Raw genomic sequence first — 6770 nt, 5'->3', positions numbered from 1 at the left:
GCAGGCTCCCCCCTCGCGATCAGCTCGCGGCTGCTCGCCTCCGGTGGGCGCCTGTAGGCGGGACTATACTTCAGCCGTAGGTCCTGGTGGGATAACCTCTCTCGTAGGACTTTGAATCAAGCCTGGGTTGGACCCACGGGAGGGAAGTCCGGCCCTTTTGGCTCCGGCTTGGGCCTTTTTTCCGGCGAGGGTTCCTGCGGAGCGGGCCGCGTTTCAGGCGCGGGCTTTGCGTCTTCTTGAACGGCCCATTTCAGCTCATACACATCCAGCGCCTCTTTGATGGCGAATCCCACCACCACCACGCCCGCGACGATGACCGCTCCCACGATGATCTCCGGCGCCGCCAGGACACAGAGTCCGACGCCCACTGCCGCACCTGCGGAGGCGACGGCGCATCTGCCCGTGATGTCCCGAAACCGAACCCTTTCATGGTCCAGAGTGTGGTAGCACCTCTCCGCCAGCACGGGCCAGGGCTCGGAAGCCTCCTGGACGGCGCATCGCCCCCCATCTGTCCAGGGCAGCGTCGCCGCTCGCTGGAGGTTGGCGAGCCCCGGGTCCCGGGCCGCTGGCTGTGTTGGGCTGGGCGGTGACGTCGTACAGGCTGAGAGAAAGAGCAGAAGTGCGATGCACGCTCGGAGACGCATGGCCGGACCCTCCAACCGATTCAAGACCTGAATGGTCCTCGCGGGGCGGTTCGGAGTATGGCAGCGCGCCCCTACATTCACGAACGCTCGCAAGGGGAGCGGTAGGGGGGCGAGGGCAAGGTGGCATGGCTGATGCCGTACTGCCCCTGGTGCGCCACGACGCAGCGCTGGCGGCCCTCCATCGAGGAGGGGGCGCCCGCGTGCGTGGGGTGCGAGGCGAAGCTCGAGTCCACCTGGGCTTTCTGTACCACGTGCGGCGAGGAGGCTCCGCTGCCCGAGGAGTGCTTCTCGTGCACGGCCTCGCTCGAGCAGGGCGACTGCGCCGCGTGCTGCGAGCACTGCCGGCGGGTTGGGCTTGCTCCCGTTGCGTGGACAGTAGGGTTATGTCCCTCGCTGGAGCGATCTCAACACAGCTCAGCGTGGGGCAGGGGCCGATGTAACCGGCTGGAACTCCTGCGAAAACCGCTCTCGACCGCCCTGGAGTGCTCTCGCCGGAAGCCTCCGGCGGCGGGTTCGATTCCTGCCGCCTCCAATAGAGGTTGCCCACCGCCTTGAGTCAAACCCACTCCTAACGAGGAGGCGTGGCGCGCACCCCTCTGGCTTGCTTCACGTACGCCAGCACCTACTGCCTGCCTCCACACCTGATGCAGGTGAACACGTCCAACGCGAGCGTCCTGCGCAGCAGCCCCGCCTGGTCTACTGGCGGCGTCCTCTCCTTTTGCTCCGCTCCTTCCTCGCCCCTGCCTCCGGCGCCACGCTCGCCTCCTCTGCTCCTACTGGGGGCGCGTCTCGCTCCTCTCCTCCGCACCTGCTTTGGGGAGCAGCCCTCCTGCACTCGACAGCAGCCCTCCTCTGTCTTTCTGCTCTCGCTCGTCCCCTTCAGCATCCTTGCCCGTGGAGCGGCCTGGCCGGGATGCCTCCTATCGGAGCATGCATCGGCACAGGGTATATAACCGCTTCAGCGTGGAGCTCGCCCTCGGGTCACTAGAGTCCGAGGGGTTTTTGAAAGGAACTCCAAGCCGGCCCACGGCTGCCATTGAGCGGCCCTTGAAGAGGAAACATGAAACGATTTGTGGCATTTATGCTTGTCTTTGTGTTTTCAGTGGTTGGGAGAAGAGTTGAGGCGCAGCAACTCCCTCCTGCCCTCAAGATTCTTGCTGTCGAGCTTGATTATGTGAACAAGCGCATCTTCATTGACGGGCGGAACTTTGGATATACGCTGCCCGTAGTCGAGTTGTATGAGCAGCCTCTCGCCCTGCTCCAGAGCGACGACACCTTCATTGTCGCTCGGATGCCGAATCTGTTCTTGAAAGCGAGGGGGGAATATCTCCTGACGGTCTCTGCCGGCACTGCCGATTGCGAGAACGACGGCCACATCGTCACCTTTGGAGAAGTGGGGCCTCAAGGCCTGGCCGGTCCTCCAGGGCCTACTGGTCCACAAGGCCCGCCGGGCGTGGCTGGCGCCACAGGTCCACAGGGACCGAAAGGAGATACGGGCGCGATGGGGCCGGCCGGACCTCAAGGCCCCATGGGACCGGCGGGCCCTCAGGGAGCGCCCGGCCCGCAAGGTGACACCGGCCCGCAGGGACCGCCCGGTCCGCAGGGGATTGTCGACTTCCAGTACGCGCAGACCAGCCAGCCACTGAGCCTCCCTAGTACTTTCCCGTGGAATGATTCAATTCCGCAGATCACGCAAGGCAACCAACTTCTCACTGTGACCCTCACGCCGAAGACCGCAACGAATGTCCTGGTCTTCGAGGGGCTCGTACATTGGGCCGAACCTACGAACCATAGTGACCATCTCACTATCGCCATCTTTCAGGAAGGCATGTCTGATGCGATCGCCACGTTCTCTGATGGTGCAACCAATGGCTATGCGCGATGCGCCGCCGACAGAATCTATCCCCAGATATGCACTCAACCATTCCGCTTTGTTGCCCTTGCTGGTGCGACCTCAACGAGGACCTATCAGCTGCGAGTTGGTCTTAATGCTGGTAACGTCTTGATCAACACCAGCTTCAATGGTCGCAAGCACGGTGGCAAACTCCACTCGACATTCTCTGTCATGGAGATCGCGAAGTAGCTTGCATACCAGCGCTTGAGGTGAAGCGACTGGTCCGTAAGCTGAAAATACATCGGGGGCCGACCCGCTGTGGAGACCGACCCCCCATGAGGCATATAGGGGGGATAGAGGCCATGTTGAGGGTGAGGGATGGAGCGGGCCGCGTCCCAACTCGCCTGCATCCGCCAGCAGCGTGGCGAGGTTGTCTCGCACCGCCGCATACAACACCGTCCCCTCCGGCCGTATCCGCCGGTACTCCCACCCGTGCTCCCCCACCAGCCCCTCTCCAGCCACACCTCGCCAGGGCACACGCTACCGTCAGGCTCCCACGAGACTCCGCCAGGCCCCCTCTGGAAGTGCCAGGCGGCGGGTTTGATTCCCGCCGCTTCCAGCATCCTCGCCCGAGGAGCGGCCTGCCAGGACCGAGCCCTACCGGAACAGGTTCTTGGGGGGCTCAGGGCTCGGCGGTGGGATCCACGATCGGCTCCGGCATCACCCAGAGCGCCGAGGGCGCGCCGTAGGCCTGCTCGAAGGCGTAGAGGATGCCCGTCCAGCGATCCCAGAAGACGGCCCAGCTGTACTCGGTGGGCGGCGAGGTGAGGATGCTGCCATCCCGGTCCGGCTGGCTGTACGCGTAGTCGGAGTAGTTCCACTCGAGGGTGCCGAAGTCCGTGGTGAGCAGGGGGGTGAGGGCCTCCAGCAGCGCGGAGCGGGACACCTCGTCCGGGTGGGCCACGGCCGGAGTGAAGACGGGCTGGGCCATGTCATGCTGCTCGCGCCAGGCCACGTAGTTGTTGCCCAGGGCGATGAGTGCGTCGCGCGCGGCCGGAGCCGGCGCCAGGCGGGCCTCCTCGTAGAGCGCGAAGGCCGCCACCAGCAGGCTCTTCCAGTGCATGCCCGGGAAGAGGGTGGCGAACTGGTACGGCCGGGGCGTGTCGTTCACGTGGGCCAGCGCGTACGAGTACGCGAACTGCGACTCCTGCGGCACGGCGTCCGGGAGCGAGAACTCCGACAGCACTCGCGCGGGGGTGACGTCGCCGGTGACGCTCCGGCGCCAGTCCAGGTAGAGGAGCGCCGAGCCGCCGATGTCCGAGAAGATGGCGAGGTTGCCCTCGTGCAGCGTGCGCTCCAGGGTGAGGACCACGGACTCGGCCCTGTCGAGCGGGAGGACGGCCGGCGCGCTCCAGTAGAGCGAGGCGAAGCGCGACGCGGTGGTGGAGAAGGTGCGCGGATCGGCGAGCGCCTCGCCATTCATGGCCGTGGTGAGCGAGGCCAGCGAGGCGGCCGCGTCGGTGGGCAGCCCCCGGACGACGAGCTCCAGGGCGAGGTTCTCCACGGTGACCCGCACGGTGCCGGTGATGCCCGCCCGGTCGAGCGCGTGGAGCACCGACAGGGAGGGCTGGCCCCGGGCCGCCTCGATCATCCGCCGCGCGAGGGCCGCGCCGAGCATGCCTTCGCCACCGGTGCGGGAGGCGTGTGGCGCGAAGACGAACCAGTTGGGCCGCACGTTGCTGCTGCCTCCGGGCTGGAGCGTCGGATCCAGCAGTCCGCTCAGCTCATAGGCGATCTGGATGTAGCCCTCGGTGATGCGCTGGTTGTCCTCCAGCGGCGTGGGGGGCTCGTCGGCGCGCGCGGTGGGGGCCATCGCCACGGCGGCCAGCAGCAGCGCGGAAGTGGCGAGGGGACGGAGGAACGACGGAAGCAGGTCCACGGTGGATCTCCGAGGGTGTGGGGGTCGGGTGGAGCGGGGCGGAGGGTAATCAGCGTGTGGGGGTTCCACAGCCCTTCGTGGAGCGCTCACTCCGACTGTGTATGTATTTGGAAGTTTGAGCTCAAAATAGATCAAACGTCAGTCCGGCGGAGAAGCGGGCGGGCTTCATGCGGTGCATTGGCACCGGGACGGACTCGTGTACCTTGCACGGAGCTTCCTCTCCGAAGGTCGACAGAGTGCCCATCCGGACGCCGTCTTCGCGCCTCTCCCGTTCTTCCATCACCCTCCAGAACCGTCTGTCGCAGCGGCTCGCCCGCGAGCGCGCGCCGGAGCCCCTGGACACGCCAGCGGTCCTCTCCGCCACCACGTCCACCGCGCGCCGCGCCTTCGAGACGTTGATGGCGTTGGATCTCGACGGTGACGGCCGCCTCACGGAGCGGGATGCCGGACGGGCCCGGGACGCGGGCCTGCGCTTCGCGGTGGACCTGGAGCTGGCTCCGGGCATGCGCCTGGAGCTGACCGGGGCGGAGCGGCTCTCGCACGCCGCGGATGTGCTCGCCGAGGAGCTGCTCGCGGGGCGCGGTGAGTCCATCGGGCTGCCCGTGGAGCGGATGCTGGAGCCGCGCACCCAGACGCTGCGCCGGTTGATCGACGAGGGCTGGCAGGGGCTCGTCCGCCGCTCGGATCAGGTCGAGGACCTGAAGAAGGCCCTGCGGGTGATGCCGGTGAAGGATCCGGAGGGCAGGCAGCGCGTGTACGTGCCCGCGCGCGATCGCAAGGCCCTGAAGAAGCTGCGCGCCGAGGCGCGGCGCTCCGGCGGCCTGGAGATGGTGCCGCTCCAGAAGCCCCGCGACGCGAAGGACTGGGAGGCGCTCATGCGCCAGCCCGGGATGCTCTACCTGCCGCGCCCGTACATCGTTCCGGGCGGCCGCTTCGTGCAGATGTTCGGCTGGGACAGCTACTTCAACGCCCGCGGTGCCCTGACCTCCGGCCACTACGGGCTCGCGAGGGACATGCTGGAGAACCAGCTCTACGAGATCGAGCACTACGGGAAGATTCCCAACTCGAACCTGAGCTACCACCTGTCGCGCACCCAGCCGCCGCTCATGCCCCGGCTGGCGCTGGAGCTGCACGCGGTGCGCGCGGATCGGCGGCTGCTCAAGCGCGTGGCCCGGGCGGCGGAGCAGGAACTCGAGACCGTCTTCCGCACGGGTGCTCGCGCCACCCCGAGCGGGCTCTCCCGCTACAAGGACGACGCCGAGGGGCCCGACGCCGAGGACCTGTCGAAGTTCTACGCGGACTCGCGGCCGGACGACGCCGGGTTCCACCGCCATGACCGGGCCATCCGCGAGAGCGGCTGGGACATGTGCCACCGCTTCGGCAAGGCCACGCACCACCATGAGCCGGTGTGCCTCAACTCGCTGCTGTTCCAGTACGAGATGGACGTGGCGGGGATCCTCCGGCAGGTGGAAGGGGAGGACTCGCTGAAGGCGGCGCGGTACGCCCGGGCGGCGAGGGCTCGGGCGCGCATCATGCGCACGCGCTTCTGGGACGCGGAGCAGGGGCTGTTCTTCGATTACGACTTCGTGGCCGGACGCCGCTCCCGCTACGAGTGCCTGGCGGCCTTCTATCCGTTGTGGACGGGCTGTGCCTCGCGAGAGGAGGCCGCGATGGTGGCCGCGGCGCTCCCGCGCTTCCTGCATGACGGAGGCCTGACCTCGAGCAGCCGGGCCTCGCGCGAGGCGGCGGGCGGAGAGGATCTGCAGTGGGATTGGCCGTTCGGGTGGGCGCCGCACCAGATCATCGCGGTGGAGGGCCTGCGCCGGTACGGCTTCCATGCGGAGGCCGATGCGGTGGCCTACCGCTGGCTGTCGATGGTGTTGGACATCGCGGGGAGCCACAACGGCCTCATCAAGGAGAAGTACGACGTGGTGAGGCGGTCGGCTGAGGTGGCCGTGGAGTACGGCAACCAGGGCGCGGATCGCGGAGCGCTGCTGGCCCCCAGGTCCGAGCGGACGTTGGGCTTCGCCTGGACGAACGCCTCGGTGGTGCTGTTGATGGACGGGCTGTCTCCCGGGCTGCGCGAGGCGCTCGATGCGGGGCTGCCCGCCGACAGGGTGCTCGGTCCGCGTGACGAGGGCGGCCGGGGCCGCTCGCGGAAGAAGCGGGCCTCCCAGTCCGTCGCGTGATCGCGGGAGGGACCTCCCGGGCGCGCTCGTTCCAAAGTTGTCCAACAGTTGGAGTGCGCCAGGCGAAGCCTGGGTGAGGAGGAAGCGATGTAGGAGCGGAAACTTCACGAAGGGACCCTGCGGGTTCAAACCCCGCCCGGCAAAGGAGGCCGCCAGCCGGAAGC

General features: G+C 67.4%; 5 protein-coding genes. 2 read left to right on the top strand and 3 right to left on the bottom strand.

Annotated features, from left to right (window positions below):
• Positions 1 to 116: 116 nt before the first annotated feature.
• Together AC16DP_RS09095 and AC16DP_RS09090 are read right to left on the bottom strand one after the other, a co-directional pair.
• Positions 117 to 368, bottom strand: a complete 252-nt coding sequence (locus AC16DP_RS09095; protein WP_329729817.1) for a hypothetical protein — start codon at positions 366 to 368, stop codon at positions 117 to 119.
• A 353-nt stretch (positions 369 to 721) separates the two neighbouring features.
• Positions 722 to 940 (bottom strand): hypothetical protein, encoded by a 219-nt coding sequence (locus tag AC16DP_RS09090; protein ID WP_329729816.1) that lies wholly within the window; start codon positions 938 to 940, stop codon positions 722 to 724.
• 764 nt (positions 941 to 1704) lie between these two features.
• Between AC16DP_RS09090 and AC16DP_RS09085 the strand changes: the two genes are divergently transcribed.
• Positions 1705 to 2727 carry a collagen-like triple helix repeat-containing protein gene (locus AC16DP_RS09085; protein ID WP_329729815.1) on the top strand — a complete coding sequence of 341 codons (1023 nt, stop codon included), beginning with the start codon at positions 1705 to 1707 and terminating at the stop codon, positions 2725 to 2727.
• Positions 2728 to 3160: 433 nt separating this feature from the next.
• Here AC16DP_RS09085 and AC16DP_RS09080 read toward each other — a convergent pair whose 3' ends face one another.
• Positions 3161 to 4417, bottom strand: a complete 1257-nt coding sequence (locus tag AC16DP_RS09080; RefSeq protein WP_329729814.1) for a hypothetical protein — start codon at positions 4415 to 4417, stop codon at positions 3161 to 3163.
• 236 nt (positions 4418 to 4653) lie between these two features.
• Between AC16DP_RS09080 and AC16DP_RS09075 the strand changes: the two genes are divergently transcribed.
• Positions 4654 to 6606 carry a trehalase family glycosidase gene (locus tag AC16DP_RS09075; protein ID WP_329729813.1) on the top strand — a complete coding sequence of 651 codons (1953 nt, stop codon included), beginning with the start codon at positions 4654 to 4656 and terminating at the stop codon, positions 6604 to 6606.
• Positions 6607 to 6770 lie beyond the last annotated feature (164 nt).

It is taken from the genome of Archangium sp. (assembly GCF_057119385.1).
This window is presented reverse-complemented; position numbering and strand designations above follow the sequence as displayed.